The 22629-nt window shown below is 61.5% G+C and carries 23 protein-coding genes and 1 tRNA gene; 12 read left to right on the forward strand and 12 right to left on the reverse strand.

Annotated features, from left to right (window positions below; all coding sequences use genetic code 11):
* Nucleotides 1–1311, reverse strand: a complete 1311-nt coding sequence (locus ACQ4WO_RS10600; RefSeq protein ID WP_436481360.1) for an O-acetylhomoserine aminocarboxypropyltransferase — start codon at nucleotides 1309–1311, stop codon at nucleotides 1–3.
* 284 nt (nucleotides 1312–1595) lie between these two features.
* On the opposite strand from ACQ4WO_RS10600, the gene ACQ4WO_RS10605 reads away from it, so the two are divergent.
* Nucleotides 1596–2219, forward strand: a complete 624-nt coding sequence (locus ACQ4WO_RS10605) for a 2OG-Fe(II) oxygenase (RefSeq protein WP_436481361.1) — start codon at nucleotides 1596–1598, stop codon at nucleotides 2217–2219.
* A 258-nt stretch (nucleotides 2220–2477) separates the two neighbouring features.
* The gene (locus tag ACQ4WO_RS10610) at nucleotides 2478–2924 is read left to right on the forward strand and encodes a CBS domain-containing protein (RefSeq protein ID WP_436481362.1); all 447 of its coding nucleotides are present in this window, start codon (nucleotides 2478–2480) and stop codon (nucleotides 2922–2924) included.
* A gap of 67 nt (nucleotides 2925–2991) precedes the next feature.
* Here ACQ4WO_RS10610 and ACQ4WO_RS10615 read toward each other — a convergent pair whose 3' ends face one another.
* Nucleotides 2992–5253 (reverse strand): putative bifunctional diguanylate cyclase/phosphodiesterase, encoded by a 2262-nt coding sequence (locus ACQ4WO_RS10615; protein ID WP_436481363.1) that lies wholly within the window; start codon nucleotides 5251–5253, stop codon nucleotides 2992–2994.
* A 418-nt stretch (nucleotides 5254–5671) separates the two neighbouring features.
* Here ACQ4WO_RS10615 and aroC point away from each other — a divergent pair, with 418 nt between their 5' ends.
* Entirely contained in the window at nucleotides 5672–6766 is a 1095-nt protein-coding gene (gene aroC / locus ACQ4WO_RS10620) for a chorismate synthase (protein ID WP_046682932.1), read from the forward strand.
* 153 nt (nucleotides 6767–6919) lie between these two features.
* On the opposite strand, the gene ACQ4WO_RS10625 is transcribed toward aroC, so the two are convergent.
* Complete coding sequence (locus ACQ4WO_RS10625; protein WP_436481364.1) at nucleotides 6920–8416, reverse strand: HDOD domain-containing protein; 1497 nt, start codon at nucleotides 8414–8416, stop codon at nucleotides 6920–6922.
* Nucleotides 8413–10152 carry a putative bifunctional diguanylate cyclase/phosphodiesterase gene (locus ACQ4WO_RS10630; RefSeq protein ID WP_436481365.1) on the reverse strand — a complete coding sequence of 580 codons (1740 nt, stop codon included), beginning with the start codon at nucleotides 10150–10152 and terminating at the stop codon, nucleotides 8413–8415. The genes ACQ4WO_RS10625 and ACQ4WO_RS10630 overlap by 4 nt, the downstream gene beginning before the upstream one ends.
* 396 nt (nucleotides 10153–10548) lie before the next feature.
* Between ACQ4WO_RS10630 and ACQ4WO_RS10635 the strand changes: the two genes are divergently transcribed.
* From ACQ4WO_RS10635 to ACQ4WO_RS10650, 4 genes are all read left to right on the forward strand, one after another.
* Nucleotides 10549–12231 (forward strand): isovaleryl-CoA dehydrogenase, encoded by a 1683-nt coding sequence (locus ACQ4WO_RS10635; protein ID WP_436481366.1) that lies wholly within the window; start codon nucleotides 10549–10551, stop codon nucleotides 12229–12231.
* Nucleotides 12232–12377: 146 nt separating this feature from the next.
* Nucleotides 12378–13028 carry a uracil phosphoribosyltransferase gene (upp, locus tag ACQ4WO_RS10640; protein WP_046682928.1) on the forward strand — a complete coding sequence of 217 codons (651 nt, stop codon included), beginning with the start codon at nucleotides 12378–12380 and terminating at the stop codon, nucleotides 13026–13028.
* Between the two features lie 22 nt (nucleotides 13029–13050).
* Nucleotides 13051–13413, forward strand: coding sequence for an Hpt domain-containing protein (locus ACQ4WO_RS10645; protein ID WP_436481367.1), 363 nt, complete (start codon nucleotides 13051–13053; stop codon nucleotides 13411–13413).
* A 298-nt stretch (nucleotides 13414–13711) separates the two neighbouring features.
* Nucleotides 13712–13915, forward strand: a complete 204-nt coding sequence (locus ACQ4WO_RS10650; protein ID WP_010398811.1) for a cold-shock protein — start codon at nucleotides 13712–13714, stop codon at nucleotides 13913–13915.
* A 258-nt stretch (nucleotides 13916–14173) separates the two neighbouring features.
* Here ACQ4WO_RS10650 and ACQ4WO_RS10655 read toward each other — a convergent pair whose 3' ends face one another.
* Nucleotides 14174–15085, reverse strand: coding sequence for a LysR family transcriptional regulator (locus ACQ4WO_RS10655; RefSeq protein WP_035819455.1), 912 nt, complete (start codon nucleotides 15083–15085; stop codon nucleotides 14174–14176).
* Between the two features lie 215 nt (nucleotides 15086–15300).
* Here ACQ4WO_RS10655 and aceB point away from each other — a divergent pair, with 215 nt between their 5' ends.
* A complete protein-coding gene (gene aceB / locus ACQ4WO_RS10660; protein ID WP_436481368.1) occupies nucleotides 15301–16899 on the forward strand; it encodes a malate synthase A in 1599 nt (532 codons plus the stop codon).
* 79 nt (nucleotides 16900–16978) lie between these two features.
* Here the strand turns inward: aceB and gloB are convergent, their stop codons facing one another.
* Nucleotides 16979–17788: a hydroxyacylglutathione hydrolase gene (gene gloB, locus ACQ4WO_RS10665; protein ID WP_230518602.1), complete on the reverse strand. Its 810-nt coding sequence runs from the start codon at nucleotides 17786–17788 to the stop codon at nucleotides 16979–16981.
* Between the two features lie 19 nt (nucleotides 17789–17807).
* Between gloB and ACQ4WO_RS10670 the strand changes: the two genes are divergently transcribed.
* From ACQ4WO_RS10670 to ACQ4WO_RS10685, 4 genes are all read left to right on the forward strand, one after another.
* A complete protein-coding gene (locus ACQ4WO_RS10670; RefSeq protein ID WP_070302723.1) occupies nucleotides 17808–18584 on the forward strand; it encodes a class I SAM-dependent methyltransferase in 777 nt (258 codons plus the stop codon).
* Nucleotides 18577–19014 (forward strand): ribonuclease HI, encoded by a 438-nt coding sequence (gene rnhA / locus ACQ4WO_RS10675; RefSeq protein ID WP_034755581.1) that lies wholly within the window; start codon nucleotides 18577–18579, stop codon nucleotides 19012–19014. The genes ACQ4WO_RS10670 and rnhA overlap by 8 nt, the downstream gene beginning before the upstream one ends.
* Before the next feature lie 87 nt (nucleotides 19015–19101).
* Nucleotides 19102–19818, forward strand: a complete 717-nt coding sequence (gene dnaQ, locus ACQ4WO_RS10680; RefSeq protein ID WP_034755584.1) for a DNA polymerase III subunit epsilon — start codon at nucleotides 19102–19104, stop codon at nucleotides 19816–19818.
* 81 nt (nucleotides 19819–19899) lie between these two features.
* Nucleotides 19900–19974 (forward strand) — tRNA-Val (locus ACQ4WO_RS10685).
* Between the two features lie 88 nt (nucleotides 19975–20062).
* Here ACQ4WO_RS10685 and ACQ4WO_RS10690 read toward each other — a convergent pair.
* From ACQ4WO_RS10690 to ACQ4WO_RS10715, 6 genes are read right to left on the reverse strand one after another with little or no spacing between them, the layout of a single operon-like run.
* A complete protein-coding gene (locus ACQ4WO_RS10690) occupies nucleotides 20063–21073 on the reverse strand; it encodes a tyrosine-type recombinase/integrase (RefSeq protein WP_436481369.1) in 1011 nt (336 codons plus the stop codon).
* 17 nt (nucleotides 21074–21090) lie between these two features.
* Nucleotides 21091–21321: a helix-turn-helix transcriptional regulator gene (locus ACQ4WO_RS10695; protein WP_436481370.1), complete on the reverse strand. Its 231-nt coding sequence runs from the start codon at nucleotides 21319–21321 to the stop codon at nucleotides 21091–21093.
* The gene (locus tag ACQ4WO_RS10700) at nucleotides 21318–21755 is read right to left on the reverse strand and encodes a hypothetical protein (protein ID WP_436481371.1); all 438 of its coding nucleotides are present in this window, start codon (nucleotides 21753–21755) and stop codon (nucleotides 21318–21320) included. Before ACQ4WO_RS10700 ends, ACQ4WO_RS10695 begins: the two co-directional genes overlap by 4 nt.
* On the reverse strand, nucleotides 21752–21985 hold the full coding sequence (locus ACQ4WO_RS10705) for a hypothetical protein (RefSeq protein WP_436481372.1): 234 nt from the start codon (nucleotides 21983–21985) through the stop codon (nucleotides 21752–21754). Before ACQ4WO_RS10705 ends, ACQ4WO_RS10700 begins: the two co-directional genes overlap by 4 nt.
* Entirely contained in the window at nucleotides 21982–22302 is a 321-nt protein-coding gene (locus ACQ4WO_RS10710; RefSeq protein WP_436481373.1) for a hypothetical protein, read from the reverse strand. The genes ACQ4WO_RS10705 and ACQ4WO_RS10710 overlap by 4 nt, the downstream gene beginning before the upstream one ends.
* Before the next feature lie 9 nt (nucleotides 22303–22311).
* The gene (locus tag ACQ4WO_RS10715) at nucleotides 22312–22470 is read right to left on the reverse strand and encodes a hypothetical protein (RefSeq protein ID WP_436481374.1); all 159 of its coding nucleotides are present in this window, start codon (nucleotides 22468–22470) and stop codon (nucleotides 22312–22314) included.
* Nucleotides 22471–22629: the final 159 nt, after the last annotated feature.

Below are 22629 nucleotides of genomic sequence, written 5' to 3' on the forward strand. Positions count from 1 at the left end.
TCAGGCGCCTTTCTGCGACAGTTTCAGGCCACGGGCCAGGTCTTCGATCAAATCGTCCGCGTCTTCCAGGCCCACGGACAAGCGCATGGTGCCTTGCGTGATGCCCGCCTGCGCCAGCTGGTCGTCGGGTACGCGGAAGTGCGTGGTGGAGGCGGGGTGGATGACGAGCGACTTGGCGTCGCCCACATTGGCCAGGTGCGAGAAAATCTTGAGGCTGTCGACAAAGCGCTGGCCGGCCGCGCGGTCGCCGCGCAGGCGGAAGGTGAACACGCCGCCCGCGCCTTTCGGCAGCAGGGTTTTCGCCAGCTCGTAATCGGGGTGCGACGGCAGCTCCGGATAGGAGACGGACTCCACGGCCGGATTGGCCAGCAGAAAGTCGATGATTTTGCGCGTGTTGGCCACGTGGCGGTCCATGCGCAGACCCAGGGTTTCGACGCCCTGCAGGATGGCGAAGGCATTGTGCGGACTCATGACGGCACCGAAATCGCGCAAGCCTTCGCGCCGCGCACGCAGGGCGAACGGCGCTACAGTCGATTCCTCGGCGAAGACCATGCCGTGGAATCCCTCGTACGGTGCGCACAGTTCGGCGAAACGGCCCGTCTTGTCGTACGCCGTTTGCCAGTCGAAGGTGCCGCCATCGACGAGCAGGCCGCCAATGGCCGTGCCATGGCCGCACAGGAATTTGGTGGCCGAGTGGAACACCAGGTCGGCGCCATGCTCGAAGGGTCGCAGCAGATACGGCGTGGTAAACGTCGAATCGAGCATCAGCGGCAAGTGGTGTTCATGCGCCAGGGCGGCAATGGTCGGGATGTCCAGCACGTCGAGACCGGGATTGCCCAGGGTTTCGGCAAACAGCACTTTTGTATTTGAGCGGATGGCGGCGCGCCAAGAGTCCACGTCGCGCGGGTCGACAAAGGTCGTCTCGATGCCGAAGCGTTTCAGTGTGTAGGCCAGCAGGTTGTGCGAACCGCCGTACAGGGCGCGCGAAGCAACGATGTGCGAACCGGCGCCCGCGATGGTACATAAACCAAGATGCATGGCGGCCTGGCCGCTGGCCGTGGCGATGCCGGCCACGCCCCCTTCCAGCGCGGCGATGCGCTCTTCCAGCACGGCGTTCGTGGGATTCGAGATGCGCGAGTAGACGTGGCCGGCCCGCTCCATATTGAATAGCGAAGCCGCATGCTCCGAACTCTTGAAGGCAAACGAGGACGTGAAGTGGATGGGCGTGGCGCGTGCGCCAGTGGCCGGATCGGGCGCGGCGCCCGCATGCAGGGATAAAGTATCGAAACCGGGGTATGTCGGGCCGCTCATGGTGTCTCCGCCAAGTTTTATAGTGGCAAGATCGTAACCTGATTTGCAGCTGAGCAAAAGGGCTCCTGTGCAGGGCGCATGGCGCCGTGCTGGCGGGCAGGGCCTGTAACCTGCAGTGTAAAAAAAGTGACCGGCGCGGTGCGGCGGTGGTAGGATACCGGATCAGCGATATTCGGGCTGTTTGACCTGTGCGCGTGCGCCGCGCCGCAGGGAAGGCGGCTACGTGCCAGCGAATTCCTGGGCTTCAGGCGAACTCTCATCGCAAGTCCACCAGGAAAGATTTTATGCCCGCAATATCGTTCGACGGCTCCCTTGCCGTTCCCGGACTCTCTATCGTCGACGGCCTGTGCCAGGCAGGTTGGCTCATGCAAGAGCATTTTATCTCCCCTGAACTGAGCCGCCAGCTGGCCGCCGAATGCGTGCAATCCATGCTCAGCGGCAAGATGAAGGGCGCCGGCGTGGGCAGCGGCCATGCGCCGCTGCTGCAGCCCGATATCCGCGGCGACCATATCGAATGGCTGGAAACAGGCCGTTCCGAGGCGTGCGACCGCTACCTGGCACACATGGAAGCGCTGCGCCGCATGCTGAACCGCGAGCTGTTCCTGGGGCTGGAAGAATACGAAAGCCATTTCGCCCTGTACGCGCCGGGCGCCTTTTACCGGGCCCATCTGGACCGTTTCCGCGACGACGACAAGCGCACCGTGTCCGTCGTGCTGTACCTGAACGACGACTGGCTGCCCGAGCACGGCGGCGCGCTGCGTCTGCACCCGCAAGGCGCGCCCGTGTTGGACATCCTGCCGCAAGCGGGCCGCATGGCCATGTTCATGTCGGGCGAGATGCTGCACGAAGTGCTGCCGACTGCGCGCCAGCGCCTCTCCATAGCTGGTTGGTTCCGCCGCAGGGGCTGAAGACGTCTAACCAAAACTACTGCGCGTCGCGGGGCGCGGCCGGCGATGCTCGCTGTACTAGTGTACAGCTGCGCTTCTCGGCCGCGCCGCGCATCCGCTCGCTACGTTTTTGTTAGACGTCTTGATAGTGGATCTTGTTGCGTGCAATCCCCCACGATTTGATTGCGCGCAAGGCTGGATTTTTCCGCAGGCATAGGCTACAGTCGCAGTAAGGGCTAGAATAACTAAAATACCAATCACGCGGACAGGACGGCCAATATGAAAGTATCTGAAATTCTCCAAGTCAAGGGCAATATTCTCTACACGGTCACGCCTGACCAGCCCCTGCTTGACGCGGCCAATACCATGGCTGAAAAAGACATCGGTTCGCTGGTGGTCATGGAATTTGGCGACCTGGTCGGCATGCTGACCTTCCGCGAAGTGTTGAACGCGCTGCATGAAAACGCGGGCCAGATCGGCGGCGGCACCGTGCGCAAGCACATGGATGACTACCCGATCACCGTCACGCCCGACACGGAAGTGAACGAAGTGCGCCGCATCATGCTGGAAAAACACGCGCGCTACCTGCCCGTCATGAACGCCAAGACCCTGCTGGGCGTCATCTCTTTCTACGACGTGGCGCGCGCCGTGCTCGAAGCGCAAAGCTTCGAGAACCAGATGCTCAAGGCATATATCCGCGACTGGCCGGCCGAAACGACGGACTGATACCACCATGCAGTAAAAACGACGCCGGCAACTGCCGGCGTTTTACATTGACTATCCAGGGTGGCGTCTACGCCGCCCCCTGCAGCGCCTCGTTGTTCAGCCAGCTGCCCAGCGCGCTGGCCGTCATCGGGCGGGCGAACAGAAAGCCTTGTGCCATCGGGCAGCCCAGCGCCTGCAAGATTTGCGCTTGCCGCTCGTCTTCCACGCCTTCCGCGATCACGGCCAGGCCCAGGTTGCGGCCCAACTGGATGACCATCTCGGCGATGCTGCTGCCGCGCGCCGAACCGGTGATTTCCGTCACAAACGCGCGGTCGATTTTCAGGCGGTCCACCTGCAGCCGCTGCAAATAGGACAGCGAGGAAAAACCCGTGCCGAAGTCGTCGATGGCGATGCTGACACCCGTCTGCTTGATCTGCCACAGCATCTTGATCAGCAGGTCCGGCTCTTCCATGGCCATCGATTCCGTGATTTCCAGCTCGATGAACTCGGGCGGCGCCTGTGTCTCTTCCAGCGCCGCGCGCAGCATGTCCAAAAATAGCGGATGGCGGAACTGCACCTGCGACACGTTGATGGACATGACGAAGTTGCGGTGGCCCTGTTCGCGCAGCAGCACCAGTTCGCGGCAGGCCGTGCGCAGCACCCATTCGCCCAAGTCGATGATGATGCCCGAGTATTCGGCAATCGGGATGAAGCGGTCGGGCGAGATGAACTTGCCGTCCGGCGTCTGCCAGCGCAGCAGCGCTTCCGCGCCCACGGGGCGGCGCGTCGTCAGGTCGATCTGCGGCTGGTACACGACAAACAGCTGGTCCTGGCTGAAAGCCGTGCGCAGCGCGTGCATCATGCGCACCCTTTCGCGAATTTCGATGCCCATGCTGCGTGAGAAATAGAAGTGGCCGGCGCGCTGCTGGCTTTTTGCCCGCTTCAGGGCGATATCGGCATCTTTGAGCGCATCGGCGCCCGTGCCCGCATGTTCACCGAGCCGCACCAGGCCCAGGGTGGCGGACAGCTGCACGTCCTGGCCGTCAATGCAGAACGGCGGCTGGAACAGGGCGAGGATCTTGTTTGGGTTGACTTGCGACGAATCGCCCAGCACGCAAAAGATGTCGCCGCCCAGGCGCGCCACCGTCAGCTGGGGACCCAGCTGGGTTTGCAACCGGCCCGCCACGGCGATCAGCAAGGTGTCGCCGAACTGGTGACCCAGTGCGTCGTTGGTCTCGGCAAAATGGTCGAGGTCGACCAGCGACAACGTGGCGTCGTCGCGCGCGGGGCCGGCCAGGGTGGCGTCGAGGATTTCCACCAGGCGCGTGCGGTTGGGCAGCTTCGACAACTGGTCGTAAAAGGCGGCATTGTGCAGGTGCGACACCAGCTCGACGTTGTCCAGGCCCACGGCGACGTTGCTGCAGAAGACTTCCAGCAGGCTTTCATCGATGGCGGAAAGGGGGCGCGGCAGCATCAGGTAGGCGGCCGCATCGCGGCTGGCCTTGCCCGCGAAGTACAGGGTGGCGTAGTCGTGCGCGTACACATTGCGCCGCTGCGCCAGCGTGTGCTCGATGGCGGCCATCACGCGGGGATTTTGCAAGCCGCACAGAGCGCTGTGCGGCAGGCTGGAAAAGCTGCCCGTGCAGGCCGAGACGAGCAGCTCCTTGCTGCCGTTGTCCTGCAAGTCCTGCACGCACAGCACGCCGTCGGCGCGGATGCCCAGCAGGTCGGCGATCTGCGCCAGCACGCCGGCCGAGAAGTTCTGCACGCCGTGCAGCGCCATCAGCTGCGTGCTGGCGTGGACGATACGGTCCAGGCCGCGCCGGCTGCTGTTGATCGAACGGATCTGCTCGTACGAGCGGATGGCCGCCGTCACCGTCGTAAACAGCTTGATGCGCGTCAGTTCGGATTTGGTCTTGTAGTCGTTGATGTCGAAATCGCGGATGGCGTCGATTTCCGGCGCATAGCCTGGCTGGCCCGTACGCAGGATGATGCGCACATCCGTCATTTTCAGGGTTTCGCGGATGTAGCGCACCAGGTGCAGGCCCGCGTCATCCTGTTCCATCACCACGTCGAGCAGGATGACGGCGATGTCGTCTTCATGTCTGAGCAGTTCGCGCGCCTGGCCGGCCGAATACGCATGCACGAATTCCAGCGGGCGGTGCTGCATTTCCAGGTTGCCGAGGGCGAAAGTGGTGGTGGAGTGGACGTCTTCATCGTCGTCGATGATCATCACCCGCCAGACGCTGCGCGGTGCGGCGGCCAGCGGCGCCGCTGGTTGTTCATCGAGGAATACCAGGTCGTCGTGATCGTCCTTGTTGGCGTCAAGGGGGATGATCGGTGCGGGCATGTATAGCTTCTCCAGGATGACTCGATGTTTATACGAGCGCGTCGCAAAAGCCCATGGCGTTGTTGCGTTGCCTCGCCGTACTTGCGTACTGTCTTCGGCAACGCGCCTAGCCCTGGACATTTGTGACGTGCTCTCGGCGCAGTCCAGATCGGTTTGACAACCAGTATTGTGTGGTGCGCTTTGATCCAAGTATATAGCTATTTAATAAGCAAAATGTTTTTTTAAATCTATTCTGTGGAGCAATATTTCTTGTTTTGCATTATTGCAACTCATATTTGGTGTTTTTGTGTGAAAAAATACACGGGATGTAAAAATGGCGATTTGGGTGGGGGAATATCGGGCCTGGGCGCGGCATTAGCGGCATGGCACGCCCCGCAGGCTGGTAGAATTGAGTTTTCCAGTCCTCACACTTCCTACTATGTCCGGCAATTCTTTTGGCAAGCTGTTTACTGTTACCACTTTCGGCGAATCGCACGGTCCGGCCATCGGCTGCGTGATCGATGGCTGTCCGCCGGGATTGATCCTGTCGGAAGCCGATATCCAGCCCGAGCTGGACCGTCGCAAGCCGGGCACGTCGCGCCACGTGACGCAGCGCCAGGAATCCGATACGGTCGAGATCCTCTCCGGCGTGTACCAGGGCGTGACGACGGGTACGCCCATCGCGCTGCTGATCCGCAATGAAGACCAGCGCAGCAAGGACTACGGCAATATCGCGGAAAGCTTCCGCCCCGGCCACGCCGACTACACTTACTGGCACAAGTACGGCGTGCGCGATCCGCGCGGCGGCGGGCGCTCGTCGGCGCGCCTGACGGCGCCCGTGGTGGGCGCGGCGGCGATTGCCAAGAAATGGTTGCTGCAGCAATACGGCACCACGTTCAAGGGCTGCATGAGCCAGCTGGGCGACATTCCCGTGCCGTTCCAGTCGTGGGAACACGTGCATGCGAATCCGTTCTTTGCCGCCAGCGGCGACGCGGACCTGATCGCGCGCATGGAAGAGGCGATGGACCAGTTGCGCCGCGACGGCGATTCCATCGGCGCGCGCATCGACGTGATCGCGCAAAACGTGCCGGTCGGCTTGGGCCAGCCCATCTACGACAAGCTCGACGCCGACATCGCCTACGCCATGATGGGCATCAATGCCGTCAAGGGTGTGGAAATCGGCGCCGGTTTCGATTCGGTGGCGCAAAAGGGTTCCGAGCACGGCGACGAACTGACGCCGGAAGGTTTTATCGGCAATAACGCGGGCGGCGTACTGGGCGGCATTTCGACGGGGCAGGATATCAGCGTCTCGATCGCCATCAAGCCGACCTCGTCGATCCGCACGCCGCGCCGTTCGATCGATAAAGAAGGCAATCCCGTGATGGTCGAAACATTCGGCCGCCACGACCCGTGCGTGGGCATCCGCGCCACGCCGATTGCCGAAGCCATGCTGGCGCTGGTGCTGATCGACCACGCGCTGATGCACCGCGCGCAGTGCGGCGATGTGTCTGTTTCGACGCCGAAGCTGAAGTAAGTTGAATGGTGTCGGATGGCGGGCCTGCGTTGCGGTGATGTCGGGTTACGCCATTCTGGCTAACCCGGCCTACGGCCCACGCCATGCGTGCGTGTAGGTCGGATTAGCGGGGCATCGCCCCGCGTAATCCGACAACATCGTTGGCGCTTCCGGTCACGCCACCTTGTTCGCCACCAATTCCAATTGGTGCCGCATCTCCACTGACTGCACCAACAAAGCCCGGATATCGTTAATCAGGTTGAATTCCGTCTGGTTCAATTGGATCGGCGGGAAGCTGTCATCCCAGTCGCCATATAAAAATCCCGTGGGGTGGCCGTTGGCCGACAGGGGCAGCACGACGAAGCTGCGCGCTTCCGACAACGTCGCTTTCCACCATTGCGGCAGCTTGGCGGCAAATTTCGGGTCGCGCGCATTGTCGATGAAGATCACGCGGTCGCTATTGAGGGCCGCGTGGAACACGTTCGGTTCATACGCGTCGCCAAACACCATCAAATCCTGCAAGTCGGCCATGCCTTCGCCCATGCTGATGCGCGCCGAATACAGATGATCCCTGTGGTTGCGCACGAACGCCACCGAGCGCGAAAAATCGAAGCCCTGGTGCAGCGTTTCAAGCGCCATCGAGACCATCTGTCCCGGGCTGGCGCTGCCGATGGCGCTGCGCAGGTCGGCCAGGCCGCCGATCAATACGCGGTTGCCTTCGGCGCGCATGCGCGTCGACGCCAGCTGGCGCGCGCGCCGTTCGGCCGGTTTCGACAGGGGCGCGATCGACAGGTCGGCCGCCGCCATCGCCTTGGCCTTGTCCACCGCCGCCACGAGGTCGGTCGCCGTGACGCCCAGGGTGCCCGCATAGTCGTCGATCAGCGCGTGCACTTGCGCCGCGCCGGCCGCATCGTCATGCCACAGCGAATCGGCGCAGCGCGCCGCCATCGTCGACAGGCCCGCCATCCAGTCGGCACCGCTGACGGGAGAGTTGTCCGGCGACGGATCCATCGGACGCATGCCGTTGATAAGGTGCTGCGGCAAGCCCCAGTGGGCGGCCGTGGCATAGCCCACTTCGGGCAGCGACAGCCCTAAAATTTCGCGCGCGGCGGCCGCCTCGTTGCCGGGACCCGCATGCGCCTGCATGCGCGCCCAGAAATCCGTCATGTAGAACGTCACCATCATGCGGCCCAGGGTGTGCAGCATCGAGCAGACGACTGCCTGCTCCGCCTGCAGGCTGCCGGCGCTGGTGGCCACCTGTTGCGCCACCATCCCGGCCAGCACGGCCTTTTCCATTTCCACATGGGCGCTGACGGAATCGGGCGACGCCTGCGACAGCTCTTCGATCAGCTTCAGGCCCAGCGCCAGGTGGCCGATGGCGTCGATGCCCAGCACCAGCACGGCCTTCGACACCGTGTTGACGCGCTGGCCAAACGCCGAATACATGCCGCTGTTGGCAAGCCGCAGCACCTTATGCGTGAGGACAGGGTCGGACAACACCGTTTGCGTGATGTCGAATTCGTGGTCATCCTCGCCGCGCATGGCGCCCAGGATGGCGCTGATGGCTTTCGCGAAGCCGGGCATGTCGCCCTGCTGGCGCGTGCGCGCCCACAGCAGGTCCAGGGTGTTTTTGCCCAGCTGTGTCGGTACCGTGAAATGACCTGGATTCATTGCACCCCTCCGCGCGGTTCATTGGCAGACGGCACAGGCACCAGCGCCGCATAGGTTTTGTCGCTCAAGGCCGCTAGCGCGGCGTGGGCCGGCATCGGTTTGCCCGTCAGGTAGCCTTGCACGTACTGGCAGCCGCGCGATTCGATGAAGTGCATTTGCTCTTCGGTTTCCACGCCTTCGGCCACCACGGACAGGTTCAAATGCTTGGCCAGGTCGAGAATGGTGTTGCAGATGGCCGCATCCTTGCTCGATTCGGGCAAGTCCTTGATGAAGGTGCGGTCGATCTTCAGCACGGAAATGGGGAAGCGTTTCAGATACGCGAGCGAAGAGTAGCCGGTGCCGAAATCGTCGATGGCGATGCGCGCGCGGCGCTCCGTCATCTTGACGAGGATGGTTTCCGCATGCACGGGGTCGATCATCAAGGTGCCTTCCGTAATTTCCAGCACCAGGTGTTCGCCCGAGAGTCCCGAAAACGCGATGGCGTCATCAAGCACGTCGAGGAATTTGTCGTTGCGGAACTGGCGCGGGCTGATGTTGACGGAAATGTACAGCGGCCGCTTGGCCACTTCCTGGAACTGCTTGAGCTGCACGCAGGCCGCCTTCAGCGCCCAGGCACCGAGCAGGTTGATCAGGCCGTTGGCTTCGGCAATCGAGATGAAGCGCACGGGCGGCACCAGGCCCAGGGTCGGGTGCTTCCAGCGCATCAGGGTTTCGAAACCCTGGATTTGCCGCGTGTGCGCATCGACGATGGGCTGGTAAAAGAGCAGGAATTCGCCTTCGCGCACGGCGTGAAACATGGCCGCTTCCAGCGAAATATCGTGTTCCGACGGACCATTCAGGCGCGGGCTGTAGACCAGGCAGCGGGCCTTGCCCGTTTCCTTGGCGCGTGACATGGCCGCATCGGCCAGCGCCACCAGGCGCACTTCATCTTCCGCATGCAGCGGGTAGATCGACACGCCCACGGACGCGCCCACGTAGATCGTGTGGCCATCGACTTCGAATGGGGCCTGCAGGGTGGCCAGCAGGCGGCCTGTCACCAGTTTGATTTGCGCGTCCGTGGCGCTGCCGGGCAGCACGGCGACGAATTCATCGCCGCCCACGCGCGCCAGCGTGTCGCTGTCGCGCAAGGTCTTGCGCAGGCGCGCGGCGGCCAGGCGCAGCACGGCGTCGCCGACGGGGTGGCCCAGGCCGTCGTTGACCTTTTTAAAGCCATCGAGGCCGATGGTGGCGACGGAAAAACCTTGGCCCGAACGGGCGGCCTGGGCGATCACCATGCGGATGCGGTCCGACAGCAGCAAGCGGTTCGGCAAGCCCGTGAGTGCATCGTGCGTGGCCATGTGGCGCAGCCGTTCTTCCGTATTGTGCTGGGCCGACGTGTCGCGACCGACCACCAGCAATTCGGCCACGCCTGCCGCGTTCATATAAGAAGACAGGCGCAGCTCGAACCAGATTTCCTGGTCCGGCGTTTGCAGGCGCACTTCGAGGCGGCCTGGTTCTTCCAGCGCGTCTTCCAGCGCCGCCTGCAGCGCCGCGCGCGACGCTTCAGTGGCCAGCGGCAGCAGCAAGTGGCCCGTCATGCCCGATGGTGCGCCAAACAGGGTGGCCGCGCGCTTGCTGGCGAACAGGATCAGGCCGTCCGTATCGAGCCGGAACACGACGTCGCCTGCCTCTTCCATGAGGTTGTCCAACTCGTGGCGGGCCTCGCGGTGGGCGGCGGATGGGGTACTGGAAAACATCGTGCTGGCTTTTACCTTTTTATTATCAGTGCCGGCGCTCGCTGCAGGGCAGGGCGCCAACGGAAAGAGTGCGTCTTGCGTGACGCGCGCCATAGGGGCCGAAAGGCGGCTATCGGAACGCGATCCACACGAAATGTATCATTGAAAAGCACCCGATTACATGAAATAGAGCAACATTGCTTCAGGTTTTGTAAATATTCCTGCCTTCCATGAAAAAAATCATGCTGCGCGACACACACAGGCATTTTCATTCTGCATGGAAACATTTATCTGCGCTTGCTTCCGCTGGTGCGCTTGCCCCGCCATGCGCTTTACGCTAGTCTGGCTGGCAGACGGTGTTGACGGTGCGTCCGCGGCAGGCAAGGGCGCCATGATAACAAATCGCGGGAGACCCCCATGAATGCTTTTGACACGCATGAAGTTTTCAACCAGGCCACGCCGTTTGAAAACGTCAATCTGTTCGCCTGCGACCCGGCGCTGATCGAGGCGCTGCTGCGCGAGGGCGGCGGGGCGGCGCTGCAGGAGCTCGACGCGCTGGGCGAAAAGCTGGGCCGCGCCGAAACCTATGCGCTGGCGCGCCTGGCCAATATCCACACGCCCGAGTTGCAGCAGTTCGACCGGGCCGGGCGCCGCATTGATGAAGTGCTGTTCCATCCGGCCTGGCACGAACTGATGGCCATCCTCGTGGGCGCGGGCGCGCATGCTTCGCCGTGGGCCACGCCCGGTCCCGGTGCCCAGGTGGCGCGCGCGGCCGCTTATCTATTAGTGGGGCAGGTGGAAAACGGCACGCAGTGCCCCGTGACGATGACGTATGCCTCGGTGCCCGCCTTGCGCCAGGCGCTGGATCTGCCGCAGATCGCGCAGCGCTGGCTGCCGAAAATCCTCTCGCGTGACTACGATCCCCGTTCCCTGCCCGTGGAGCTGAAGCGGGGCGCACTGGTCGGCATGGGCATGACGGAAAAGCAGGGCGGTTCGGACGTGCGCAGCAATACCACGCGCGCCGTGCCCGTGCCGCCGGCCGAGGCACAGGCCCTGTTCGGCGGCGAGGCTGATGGCGTCTGGCGCATCGTCGGCCACAAATGGTTTTTCTCGGCGCCCCAGTGCGACGCCCATCTGATCCTGGCGCAGGCGGACGGGGGCGGATTGTCGTGCTTCTTCCTGCCCCGCTACCTGCCCGACGGCAGCCGCAACGCCATCCGCGTGCAGCGCCTGAAGGATAAATTGGGCAACCGCTCGAATGCTTCGTCGGAAGTGGAATTTACCAACGCCTACGGCTGGCTCGTGGGGCAGCCGGGGCGGGGCATACCCACGATTCTAGAAATGGCCAGCCACACGCGCCTCGATTGCGTGCTGGGCAGCGCCGGTATCATGCGCGCCGCCTTGACGCAGGCGTTGCACCATGCGCGCCAGCGGGCCGTGTTCGGCAAGCCGCTGGCCGAGCAGCCGCTGATGCAAAACGTGCTGGCCGACCTGGCGCTCGAATCGGAAGCGGCCACGGCCTTTGCGCTGCGCCTGGCCCGCTGTTTCGATGAAAAGGACGACCCGCAGCAAGCGATGCTGGCGCGCGTGCTTACGCCGGCTGGCAAATACTGGATCTGCAAGCGCGGTCCCGGCTTTGGCTTCGAGGCCATGGAGGTGCTGGGCGGCACCGGCTATGTGGAAGACGCGCCGCTGGCGCGCCTGTACCGCGAACTGCCCGTCAACTCGATCTGGGAAGGCTCGGGCAATGTCATGTGCCTTGACGTCTTGCGCGCCTTCGGCAAATCGCCGGCCGCGCGCGATGCCCTGGCGGACGAGCTGGCGCTGGCCGGCGATGATGACGCCGCCTTTGTTGCCTACCGCGGGCGGCTGCTGGCCGACCTGGACGGGCCGCAAACGGATGAATTTGGCGCCAGGCAATTGTCCGAACGCATCGTGCTGGCCGTGCAGGCGGCCTTGCTGCTGCGCCATGCGCCGCCGTTTGTTGCGCAAGCATTCCTGCGGTCGCGGCTGATGCAGGCGCCGGGCGGGGCGTATGGGCGCTTGCCGGCAGGCACCGATTGCGCGGCCATCCTGGCGCGCGCGTTGCGCGAGTATTGATTGCAATAAATCCGATTATTTCGAAAATTCCGGCCACAGGCGGGCTGCGGGCTGGGATAATGCTGCAATCCATCATTTTATCGATACACAGCGCGCTTGCGGCCCAGGCTTGCCGCCGCGCCAGACAGTAGAGAAAGAAAAACAATATGAAACAAGACCCACGCTTCCCGAATTTGTTCATTACCGATCACCCTTTGATTCAGCACAAACTGAGCCACATGCGCGAGCACGACACATCGACGCGCACCTTCCGCGAATTGCTCAAGGAAATCACTTTGCTGATGGGCTATGAAATCACGCGCGACCTGCCGCTGACCACGCGCGAAATCAAGACCCCGCTCGTCACCATCGACGCGCCTGTTATCGCCGGCAAGAAACTGGCCATCGTGCCCATCCTGCGCGCCGGCATCGGCATGAGCGACGGCTTGCTGAACCTGGTGCCATCGGCGCGCGTCGGCCACATCGGCGTGTACCGCGACCCGGCCACGCATATGCCCGTGGAATACCTGGTGCGCCTGCCCGACTTGAACGAGCGCACCTTTATCCTGTGCGACCCGATGGTAGCGACCGGTAATTCGGCCGTGTATGCCGTCGACGTGCTGAAAAAACGTGGCGTGACGGACGAGCAGATCATCTTCCTGGCCCTGGTGGCCGCACCGGAAGGCGTGACCGTGTTCCAGAACGCGCATCCGAACGTCAAGATGTTCTGCGCCGCGCTCGATTCGCACCTGGATGACCACGCTTACATCGTGCCGGGTCTGGGCGACGCCGGCGACCGTATCTTCGGCACCAAATAAGCCACGTCAGGCGAGTATTGCGATGGCAACCTTGATCGACCCGGACTTTCGCGCGCGGTTGCGCGCCCTGAATGAAAAATATGCGGCTGGCGTGCCGGCCCTGTTGCAAGCGATCACGCAGGCAAGCAGCCGCTGCGACAGCGATGGCCCCCGTCTGGAACCGTTGACGGAGCTGCACCGCGCGCTGCACGCCGTAGCCGGCTCGGCCGCCACCTTTGGCTTCGCCGCGCTGGGCCAGGAATGCCGGCGCATCGAACAGCTGGTGCGCGCCATGCTCAATGCCCCCGCGCAAGCGGTGGCGGAATGGCCTGTTGTGCGGGCGCAAGTGACGGCGTTGCTGGACTGGGCGGGACGCGATGCGGCCGCCACCCATTTCACGGCGTGAGCGACCGCAATATATAGCTGTGGTTGCAATGATTCATTTGATGCAACGCAAAGCACCCGCGTCGAAGATTAGGATATAGTGTGTCCATGCCGCTGGTACAGGGCGCCGCAAGACGGGGATTTGGCTATTAAAGTAGTGTTCGTAAGTTTATTTTGCGAAAGAATGGTTTTTCTCAGTTTTGTTGGTATAATTGGGCATCGTTGGATTCGAGGTAGTAGTGCAGTTTGTCTGTCATTTCTTTCTTGCTTCAAACGATATAACGGGCGCAAGCCCAACTTAACTGAAATAGGAAATTGTAATGGCAACTGGCATCGTAAAATGGTTCAATGATTCGAAGGGTTTCGGCTTTATTACCCCTGACGAAGGCGGCGAAGATCTGTTCGCTCACTTCTCGGCTATCCAGTCGAACGGCTTCAAGTCCCTGCAAGAGAACCAACGCGTTTCTTTTGAAGTGACCGCTGGCCCTAAAGGCAAGCAAGCTTCGAACATTCAGCCAATCTAATACGCTGGATCAAACGAAATAAAGAAATCCTCGGTCTCCGAGGATTTTTTTTCGCCTAAATTTCCGTGAAGTATCGGTTTTGCTTGGACTGCGCGCTTTTTCGGCGTGCTTTGCGTCATCAGGTAGGTCGGCCTAGCGCTTGCGCGTAAGCCGACAAAGGGTGGTGTTGGCAGATGTATGGGCTGGTGTCTACGCCGACCTACACCGACCTACGCCAGCCTGCGTCAAACTGCGCTCTACCGGTCCTGCCGGCAGTGACTAGATTGCCCGTTCGCGCCAGTAGTCGGGTTGCGAATAACTGTGCCTTAAAAAATCCACAAACGCCCGTATGCGCAGCGGCAAGTGGCGGCGTTGGGCGAACACGGCGTAAATGTCATTGCCCGGGGCGGCGAACTGGTCCAGCACCGTCACCAGTTGGCCCGAGGCGATTTCGGCGCCCACTTCCCACATTGAGCGCCACGCCAGGCCCTTGCCCGCCAAGGCCCAGTCATGCAGCACTTCGCCATCGTTGCAGACCATATTGCCCGCCACTTTTAAAATCACGTTCTTGCCGTTTTCGCGGAAGGTCCAGCCCCGCTGGCTGCCTTCGCTGCTGATCGCCAGGCAATTGTGTTTGGCCAGGTCGGCCGGGATACGGGGCGTGCCCGCCCGTTTCAGGTAGGCGGGAGAACCGACGAGCACGCGCTGGTTGTCCGCCAGCTTGGTGCTCACGAGCGAGGAATCGGACAGGCTGGCGATACGGATGGCCACGTCGATGCCTTCGCCGATCAGGTCGACGAGACGGTCGTTCAGGTTCAGCGACACCGTCACGTCGCGGTGTTCGGCAACAAAAGAGGGAATCAGCGGTGCCACGTGCTGGCGTCCGAAGCCGGCCGGCGCGGAAATGAGTAAATGGCCGCTGGCCTTCACGCTGCGTTCGGCCACGGCCGCTTCCGCCTCTTCCAGTTCGCCCAGGATGCGCTGGCAATCTTCGAGGAAGGCGGCGCCTTCATTCGTCAAGGCCAGCTTGCGCGTCGTACGCTGCAGTAATTTGACGCCCAGGCGCTGCTCCAGCGCATCGAGGCGCCGGCCTATCATGGCCGGTGCGATGCCTTCCGCGCGCGCGGCGGCCGAAAGGCTGCCTTTCGCTACCACTTCCACGAACGTCGATATTTGTCTGAACTGTCCCATGCCGTGCTCCCGCAATACCTTCACTTGTGATAAAAACGCATAGATGAAGTGATTTTTAATCTCGTTTCCATGCCTTATAGTGCAATACTATAGAACAAACGCGCCGCCTGGCAGAGTGTTTTTGCGCCTCTGCCCAGCTTGTCCGCGCAGCCGTTCAGCTTATACTTGGCTCACCAGATTACCTTGCTTATATTGACTAAAAAACGGAGAACTTCATGACGCAGAACACGATCGCACTTCCAGAAGGCATGCAAATCACGGGTGACATCCAGCCCGGCTATGAACAGATATTGACGCCGGCCGCGCTGGCGCTGGTGGCCAAGCTGACGCGCGCTTTCGAGCCGCGCCGCCAGCAGTTGCTGGCTGTGCGCGGGGAGCGGGCCAAGCGCCTCGACGCGGGCGAGCGTCCTGATTTCCTGCCAGAAACCGCGCACATCCGCGAAGGCGACTGGAAGATCGCGCCGATTCCGAAGGCGCTCGAATGCCGCCGCGTGGAAATCACGGGTCCCGTCGAGCGCAAGATGGTCATCAACGCCTTTAACTCAGGCGCGGACAGCTACATGACGGACTTCGAGGACTCGAACACGCCGAACTGGGACAACCAGCTGACGGGCCAGATCAATATGTTCGACGCCGTGCGCAAGACGATTTCGCTCGAGCAAAATGGCAAGTCGTACAAGCTGAACGACAAGACCGCGACCCTCGTCGTGCGTCCGCGCGGCTGGCACCTCGATGAAAAGCACGTGCTGGTCGACGGCAAGCGCATTTCCGGCGGCATTTTCGATTTCGCCCTGTTCATGTTCCATAACGCCAAGGAACAGCTGGCCCGCGGCGCCGGCCCGTATTTCTACCTGCCGAAGATGGAATCGCACCTGGAAGCGCGCTTGTGGAACGATATTTTCGTGATGACGCAAAACGAATTGGGCTTGCCGCAAGGCACGATCAAGGCGACCGTGCTGATCGAAACCATTTTGGCCGCGTTTGAAATGGATGAAATCCTGTACGAACTGAAAGAGCACAGCTCGGGCCTGAACGCGGGCCGCTGGGATTACATCTTCTCGTGCATCAAGAAATTCAAGCTGGACAAGGATTTCTGCCTGGCCGACCGCGCGAAAGTGACCATGACGGCGCCATTCATGCGCGCCTACGCCTTGCTGCTGCTGAAAACCTGCCACAAGCGTGGCGCGCCAGCCATCGGCGGCATGGCAGCCTTGATCCCGATCAAGAACGATCCGGAAAAGAACGACATCGCCATGGGCGGCGTGCGCAATGACAAGGCGCGCGATGCCACCGACGGCTACGACGGCGGCTGGGTTGCCCATCCGGGTCTGGTGGAACTGGCCATGGGCGAGTTCACGAAAGTGCTCGGTGACAAGCCGAACCAGATCGAGAAACAGCGTCCCGACATCGATGTGAAAGCATCGGATCTGCTGAACTTCCAGCCGGAAGCGCCGATCACGGAAGCGGGCTTGCGCTACAACATCAACGTCGGTATCCACTACCTGGGCAGCTGGCTGGCCGGCAACGGGTGCGTGCCTATCCACAACCTGATGGAAGACGCGGCCACGGCCGAGATCAGCCGCTCGCAAGTGTGGCAATGGATTCGCTCGAGCAAGGGCGTGCTGGAAGACGGCCGCAAGGTGACGGCCGAGATGGTACGCGCCATGATTCCGGAAGAGCTGGCCAAAGTGCAGCGCGACGCGCCAGGTGGCAACGGCCCGACCTACGTACGCGCCGGCCAGATATTCGAGGAAATGTCGACGTCGGAATCGTTCGCCGAATTCCTGACCTTGCCGCTGTACGAGGAAATCTGATCCTGATTAAATAGATCAATAAAAAATCCCGGCGGTACCTGATGGTATCGCCGGGATTTTTCTTTTTGGAAGTAGAAGCTTAAAAGCTGTTTTTCCACATCCGTAGCGCGGCAAACGCTTCCACGGGGGAGGCATCTGCCGTCAGCTTGCCTTCCACCTTCAGGCTGGTCAGGATCGCCGGTTCGCGGTAGCGCAGGAAGGGATTCGTGGCCTTTTCAAGGGCGATGGTCGACGGCACGGTCGATAAACCCTGCTGGCGCTTTTCCGTGTCGATGGCGATGCGTTCCTGCAAGGCCACATTGCCCGGCTCGACGGCGTTGGCAAAGCGCAAATTGGACAAGGTGTATTCATGCGCGCAAAATACCTCGGTATCGTCGGGCAGGGCGGCCAGCTTGCCCAGCGAATCGGCCATCTGGCCCGGTGTGCCTTCGAACAGGCGGCCGCAGCCGCCCGCAAACAGGGTGTCGCCGGAAAACAGCCATGGTGCGCCGCTACGCTCGTCACGCTGGCGCACATAGGCGATATGCCCCTTCGTATGGCCGGGCACGTCGATGACGGTCATTTGCAGGCCCAGCTCGGGCACGTGTGCGACATCACCTTCGGCAAGCGGTTCCGTGATGGCTGTGATAGCCTCATTGCGTGGGCCGAAGACGGGTACGGCGAAATGCTGCAACAATTCAGGCACGCCACCCGTGTGGTCGGCGTGGTGATGCGTGAGTAAAATGGCGGACAAGGTCAGCTGATGGGCTTGCAGCGCATCGAGGATGGGCATCGCGTCGCCGGGGTCGACCACGGCGGCGTGGCGGCCGTCGTGGATCAGCCACAGGTAATTGTCGGCAAAGGCGGGCACGGCAAGTACCGATAGAGCGTGTTCAGGGGAGTGTGTCATGAGCAAAAGAGAAAACTGAATGGACAGTGTGGCATCCGAAAAATCCATTATAGCGCTTGACGGCTGGCTGCAGACGCCGGCCGGTCTGTACGTGCGCGCCTGGGAGCAGCAATGTCTCGACAGCCTGACCGTCGATATCTTCGGTTTTAATGCCGTGCAGATCGGTTTGCCCCAGCTCGACGCGCTGGCCGCCAACCGCATGCCGAACAAATGGCTGCTCGATGCGCGCTTGCCTCCGCGCCCGCCGCAAGAGAAGCGCCTGACCCTGGTGTCGGCCTTTGACGAGCTGCCGTTCGATTCGCAAAGCCTGGACCTGGTGGTCTTGCCGCACGTACTCGAATTTGCCGCTGAGCCGCACCAGGTCTTGCGCGAAGTCGAGCGCGTGCTGATCCCGGAAGGGAGGGTGATCGTCTGCGGCTTCAATCCCGCCAGCCTGTGGGGCATGCGGCAGGGCCTGGGACGGGTCACGGGCCGCCACTACCTGCCGCAGGCGGGCGAGCTGATCTCTATGCCGCGCATGAAAGACTGGTTAAAATTGCTCAACATGGGCGTCAGCCAAAGCTACTTTGGCTGCTACGCACCTGCCTGCAGGACAGAAAAATGGCTGCGCCGCAACGCCTTCATGGACAAGGCGGGCGCGCGCTGGTGGCCATATCTGGGCGCAGTGTATATAGTGCAGGCGATCAAGCGCGTCAAAGGGATGCGTTTGATCGGTCCGGCGTGGACCAAGAAACCGGCGACGGCGCCCGCAGGCGCACCGGTCACGAATAAAAGGCGGGAACAGCAAGATGGATAAGGTTGAGATTTACGCCGATGGCGCATGCAAGGGCAACCCCGGCACGGGCGGCTGGGGCGCGCTGATGGTGGCCGATGGCGCCAAGAAAGAAATTTATGGCGGGGAACTGAATACGACGAATAACCGCATGGAATTGAAGGCAGTGATCGAAGCCTTGACGGCGCTCAAACGTCCCTGCCAAGTGGTGCTGTATACCGATAGCCAGTACGTCCAGAAGGGCATCAGCGAATGGATCCACGGCTGGAAAGCGCGCGGCTGGAAAACGGCGGCCAAGGCGCCAGTGAAGAACGTCGACCTGTGGCAGGCGCTGGACATCGCCCAGGCCGTGCACGAAGTGGAGTGGCGCTGGGTGCGCGGCCATAATGGGCATCCGGGCAACGAACGGGCCGATCAGCTGGCCAACTTGGGCGTGGAAACCGTGCGCGCGTAAGAGTATCCAAGCTCGGGAGTTGTAATCGCAGGGCACAGGTTTGCTATACTGTGGCCTTCGCTTTTTGCTTTTACGAATGAATCCGCCATGCGTCAAATTGTTCTCGATACTGAAACCACCGGCCTGAACCCGCGCACGGGCGACCGCATCCTGGAGATCGGGGCGGTCGAGCTGAACAACCGCATGTTGACGGGTAATAATTTTCACCATTACATCAATCCCGAGCGCGATTCGGAAGAGGGCGCGTTGGCCGTCCACGGATTGACGACGGAATTTCTCAGCGACAAACCGAAATTCGCGGAAATCGCCGACGAGTTTCGTGCCTACATCGCTGGCGCCGAACTGATCATTCACAACGCCCCGTTCGATATCGGCTTCCTCAACGCGGAATTCAAGCGCCTGAACCTGCCACCCGTGCATGAGCAAGTAGTTGGCGTGATCGACACCCTGGTGCAGGCGAAGGAAATGCATCCGGGCAAGCGCAACTCGCTTGACGCCCTGTGCGACCGCTACGGCGTCTCGAACGCCCACCGCAAGCTGCACGGCGCGCTGCTCGACTCCGAATTGCTGGCCGACGTCTACCTGGCCATGACGCGCGGGCAAAACAGCCTGAGCATGGAAGAAGAAGTGGAAGTGGCCGCCGACGGCGCCGTGCTGGAAATCGTTCCCCTGGCCGAAGTCATCTTCCAGAGCGCCACTGCCGACGAGCTCGCCGCCCATGAAGCCACCATCGCCGGCCTCGACAAGGCCGCCAAAGGCCAGTGCATCTGGACCGCCGTCACGTCGCCGCCAGCGGCCGCCTGAGAAAAAAGCGGGGCAAGGTAAATTTCCTGTTGCCAGCCCTTGCAGATGCCGCAACACCTATGCGATAATTCGCCTCGCTTCGGGAGGTTAGCTCAGGGGTAGAGCACTGCATTCACACTGCAGGGGTCGCAAGTTCGAAACTTGCACTTCCCACCAAGAATACATAGTGAAATCAATCACTTACAGAGAAAGCCGACACATCATGTGGTTGGCTTTTTTTTCGGGTGTGATTTCCGGGTGTGATTTACTTTTTTTGTACCAGGGCCGAAAGCTTGCTGAGTGCTGCACGCTGCGCGTCGACTTGTAGGTGGGCATAACGCTGAGTCGTTTGCACATTACTGTGGCCGAGGATTTTGCTGATTGTGTAAAGGTCAACTCCCAAGCCCAGCATGATGCTTGCACACGAGTGGCGCAGGTCGTGAAAATTCACATGCTCCATCCGCGCTTTTACCCTCGCTCTACGCCAAGATGATTTCAGGCCGTCGACTGAGATCGTGAGCGGAAAGTGCTTGAGCCAAGGCCTCAGTGCAGGGATGATCGGTATCACCCGGGTCTTCAACGTCTTTGTGTGGCTTGCTGGCAGCCTGATGGTGTCGACGCCGATATCTTCTCGCCGGATCTGGAAAAGCTCGCCACGTCTTGCTCCAGTCAGAAGTGCAGCCCAAATCGCCGCCTGAGCCTGCTCGGTGCAGTGCTCTGCAATTATTCTCACCTCGTCCACGCTCAGGAATACTTCGCGCTTGTTATCTACGCTAACGTTTTCTATTCTCAAGCCATAGTTTCCCGGGATAAGGCGACGACGCCAAGCGAGCGCCAAACCCTTCTTTGCGCATGCCAGCGAACGATTGATCGTAGTGGGCGCGTAGGCCGCCTTCATTTTTCTTGTTGTCTTATCAGTGACCTTCTTGCTCATATCCCTGATCACGTGGTCGGCAAATTCTTGCGCCTCGCTCGCTTTGTATTTGACTGCCCATGGCCCCAGACGCATAGCATGGTGCCGCGACGTTTCGGCGCTGCGCAGACTTTCCGAATGCTCTACATATATCGCGAGAATTTCGGTCATCGGCGGGTCGCCGGGTATATTGACCTGCCTGGGTGATGCTGCTGTCGCGCGTACGAGTGCAGAGCGAAGCTCCGCCTCTACTCGCTTGGCATCACTCGCAGTTGCACCTTTCGGCAACTTTCGGTGAACTCTTTTCCCGCCAACCTCAAGGCCGACGTGTTTCCTGCCGTCTTTGTCGTCCCAGATGGACATTGATTATTCTCCTTTAACTAGTTCTTGCATTCATTCAGGTCGTAGCGCTTGGAGCGCGTGCCGACCGGTGTATAGGGCAGGCCAACCTGTTCGAGCCGGCGGATCGTTGATTCGCTGACGCCCAGCGCGGCGCAGATCTGTTGCCTGTTCAGTTCGGAGGCCGTGTTGGCGGCGCGCTTTCCACTAGCCTTGTCCAACGCTGCCACCATTTCGGCGATGTGTCGCATCTCGACTTCGCTCATGTTCATGGCGCGCTCCCGGACACCAATGTCGGCACTGCTACCGGCAGAGGCGAGTGCTTCGGCTTCTCCGCCTGCTTGGCGCGGATCGCCTCGACCTTCGTCCAGATCCTGGCCAGTTCCGTCTCGCCAGCGGCGTGCATGTCCAAGCCCTGGGCCAGGCACAGCGCGGCCAGCGTGACCATGATGCCTCCGACTTCCTGCGCGCGCTCGCCGACAGGGCGGCCGTACACATAGTCGACCAGTTGGTGCGCTTCGCTGGCCGTGCAGCCGCATGCCTGCACCAGTTCTAGCGATTCTTCCAGGAAGCGGTGATTGCGCTCGGCACCGTCAGCAGAGATTTTGGCGCCGAAGCACGCCATCATCCATGGCTGCACGCGGCTCTGGAATGAATCGGTGGGCGTTGCACTGACGGGTGGATTGTGTTGCTCGTTATTTATCATTGCGGTTGCTCCAATATGGTTATTTCGGTGGGCGCAACCGGTTCGGCCAGGCCCTCTATGTACACGGTCATGTCGGCATCGCCTTTGTGCCAGCAGAACCCACTGATAAAACAGTTCAAGCCCCGGTAGCCCAGCGGCCTGGCCAGCTGCTTTGCGCGGTGCAGGCGCAGGTCGTGCTGGTCGGCCAGCTCGCGCGGCGATTCGGCCGGCGCCGGCGTGCGGGCGCTCATGTTGCCGCTGGCGCACGAGAGGCGGACCAGGCCACCGGGCCGTCCTCGGTGTCGTAGATGGCCAGCAGGAACCAGTCCGGGCCCGGTGAGGTGGGCGTCCAATCGGCGGTCGCGGCGATGTCACCATCCATCACGCGGTCGTTGAGCTCGTCCGAGGCGTCGTCCTCCATGTCGACGCGCTTGGCCATGATCTGATGCTGTGCAAGCCACAAGCGGTACTTGTCGCCTTCATCCTCTTCAAAGCCTGGTAGGTCGGGGTGGCTCCAAAAGCCATATTCATCGCGTGCCACCGGTGCTGCTTCAATCATCTTTTTCATATTCGTCTTTCAGGTTGTAGCGGCCAAGACGCCCGCCAGGGTCGCCGCCACGTAAATCAGGATCAGGGTCACCGCCACCTGCGCGGCGGCCGGCCGTTTCGTTTTGCCGCTCATCGCGTCGCGCGGACGCTGCCAGTGCGAACCCAGCGAGCGATGCCCAGCTCGCATGCGCTGGTCAGCGCCACGCCGTTTGCCATCCCGCTATGGGTGGCCGGGCCGTTGCAACCGCAGTAGCAGGTGCGCCGCCGGCCAGGGCGCTTGGGCTTCTTCTCGCTGTAGCGGACATGGTCATCGGCAGAGCCGATGTTGCCCCAGCCAGCGGTGCCG

Origin of the sequence: Janthinobacterium aestuarii, assembly GCF_051380835.1 — a bacterium.
GTDB lineage: Bacteria > Pseudomonadota > Gammaproteobacteria > Burkholderiales > Burkholderiaceae_D > Janthinobacterium > Janthinobacterium aestuarii.

Excerpts from the sequence above, each read along its gene's own strand:
- ACQ4WO_RS10600 (WP_436481360.1), bottom strand. The coding sequence starts at position 1,311 with ATGAGCGGCCCGACATACCCCGGTTTCGATACTTTATCCCTGCATGCG.
- ACQ4WO_RS10605 (WP_436481361.1), top strand. The coding sequence starts at position 1,596 with ATGCCCGCAATATCGTTCGACGGCTCCCTTGCCGTTCCCGGACTCTCT.
- ACQ4WO_RS10610 (WP_436481362.1), top strand. The coding sequence starts at position 2,478 with ATGAAAGTATCTGAAATTCTCCAAGTCAAGGGCAATATTCTCTACACG.
- ACQ4WO_RS10615 (WP_436481363.1), bottom strand. The coding sequence starts at position 5,253 with ATGCCCGCACCGATCATCCCCCTTGACGCCAACAAGGACGATCACGAC.
- aroC (WP_046682932.1), top strand. The coding sequence starts at position 5,672 with ATGTCCGGCAATTCTTTTGGCAAGCTGTTTACTGTTACCACTTTCGGC.
- ACQ4WO_RS10625 (WP_436481364.1), bottom strand. The coding sequence starts at position 8,416 with ATGAATCCAGGTCATTTCACGGTACCGACACAGCTGGGCAAAAACACC.
- ACQ4WO_RS10630 (WP_436481365.1), bottom strand. The coding sequence starts at position 10,152 with ATGTTTTCCAGTACCCCATCCGCCGCCCACCGCGAGGCCCGCCACGAG.
- ACQ4WO_RS10635 (WP_436481366.1), top strand. The coding sequence starts at position 10,549 with ATGAATGCTTTTGACACGCATGAAGTTTTCAACCAGGCCACGCCGTTT.
- upp (WP_046682928.1), top strand. The coding sequence starts at position 12,378 with ATGAAACAAGACCCACGCTTCCCGAATTTGTTCATTACCGATCACCCT.
- ACQ4WO_RS10645 (WP_436481367.1), top strand. The coding sequence starts at position 13,051 with ATGGCAACCTTGATCGACCCGGACTTTCGCGCGCGGTTGCGCGCCCTG.
- ACQ4WO_RS10650 (WP_010398811.1), top strand. The coding sequence starts at position 13,712 with ATGGCAACTGGCATCGTAAAATGGTTCAATGATTCGAAGGGTTTCGGC.
- ACQ4WO_RS10655 (WP_035819455.1), bottom strand. The coding sequence starts at position 15,085 with ATGGGACAGTTCAGACAAATATCGACGTTCGTGGAAGTGGTAGCGAAA.
- aceB (WP_436481368.1), top strand. The coding sequence starts at position 15,301 with ATGACGCAGAACACGATCGCACTTCCAGAAGGCATGCAAATCACGGGT.
- gloB (WP_230518602.1), bottom strand. The coding sequence starts at position 17,788 with ATGACACACTCCCCTGAACACGCTCTATCGGTACTTGCCGTGCCCGCC.
- ACQ4WO_RS10670 (WP_070302723.1), top strand. The coding sequence starts at position 17,808 with ATGGACAGTGTGGCATCCGAAAAATCCATTATAGCGCTTGACGGCTGG.
- rnhA (WP_034755581.1), top strand. The coding sequence starts at position 18,577 with ATGGATAAGGTTGAGATTTACGCCGATGGCGCATGCAAGGGCAACCCC.
- dnaQ (WP_034755584.1), top strand. The coding sequence starts at position 19,102 with ATGCGTCAAATTGTTCTCGATACTGAAACCACCGGCCTGAACCCGCGC.
- ACQ4WO_RS10690 (WP_436481369.1), bottom strand. The coding sequence starts at position 21,073 with ATGTCCATCTGGGACGACAAAGACGGCAGGAAACACGTCGGCCTTGAG.
- ACQ4WO_RS10695 (WP_436481370.1), bottom strand. The coding sequence starts at position 21,321 with ATGAACATGAGCGAAGTCGAGATGCGACACATCGCCGAAATGGTGGCA.
- ACQ4WO_RS10700 (WP_436481371.1), bottom strand. The coding sequence starts at position 21,755 with ATGATAAATAACGAGCAACACAATCCACCCGTCAGTGCAACGCCCACC.
- ACQ4WO_RS10705 (WP_436481372.1), bottom strand. The coding sequence starts at position 21,985 with ATGAGCGCCCGCACGCCGGCGCCGGCCGAATCGCCGCGCGAGCTGGCC.
- ACQ4WO_RS10710 (WP_436481373.1), bottom strand. The coding sequence starts at position 22,302 with ATGAAAAAGATGATTGAAGCAGCACCGGTGGCACGCGATGAATATGGC.
- ACQ4WO_RS10715 (WP_436481374.1), bottom strand. The coding sequence starts at position 22,470 with ATGCGAGCTGGGCATCGCTCGCTGGGTTCGCACTGGCAGCGTCCGCGC.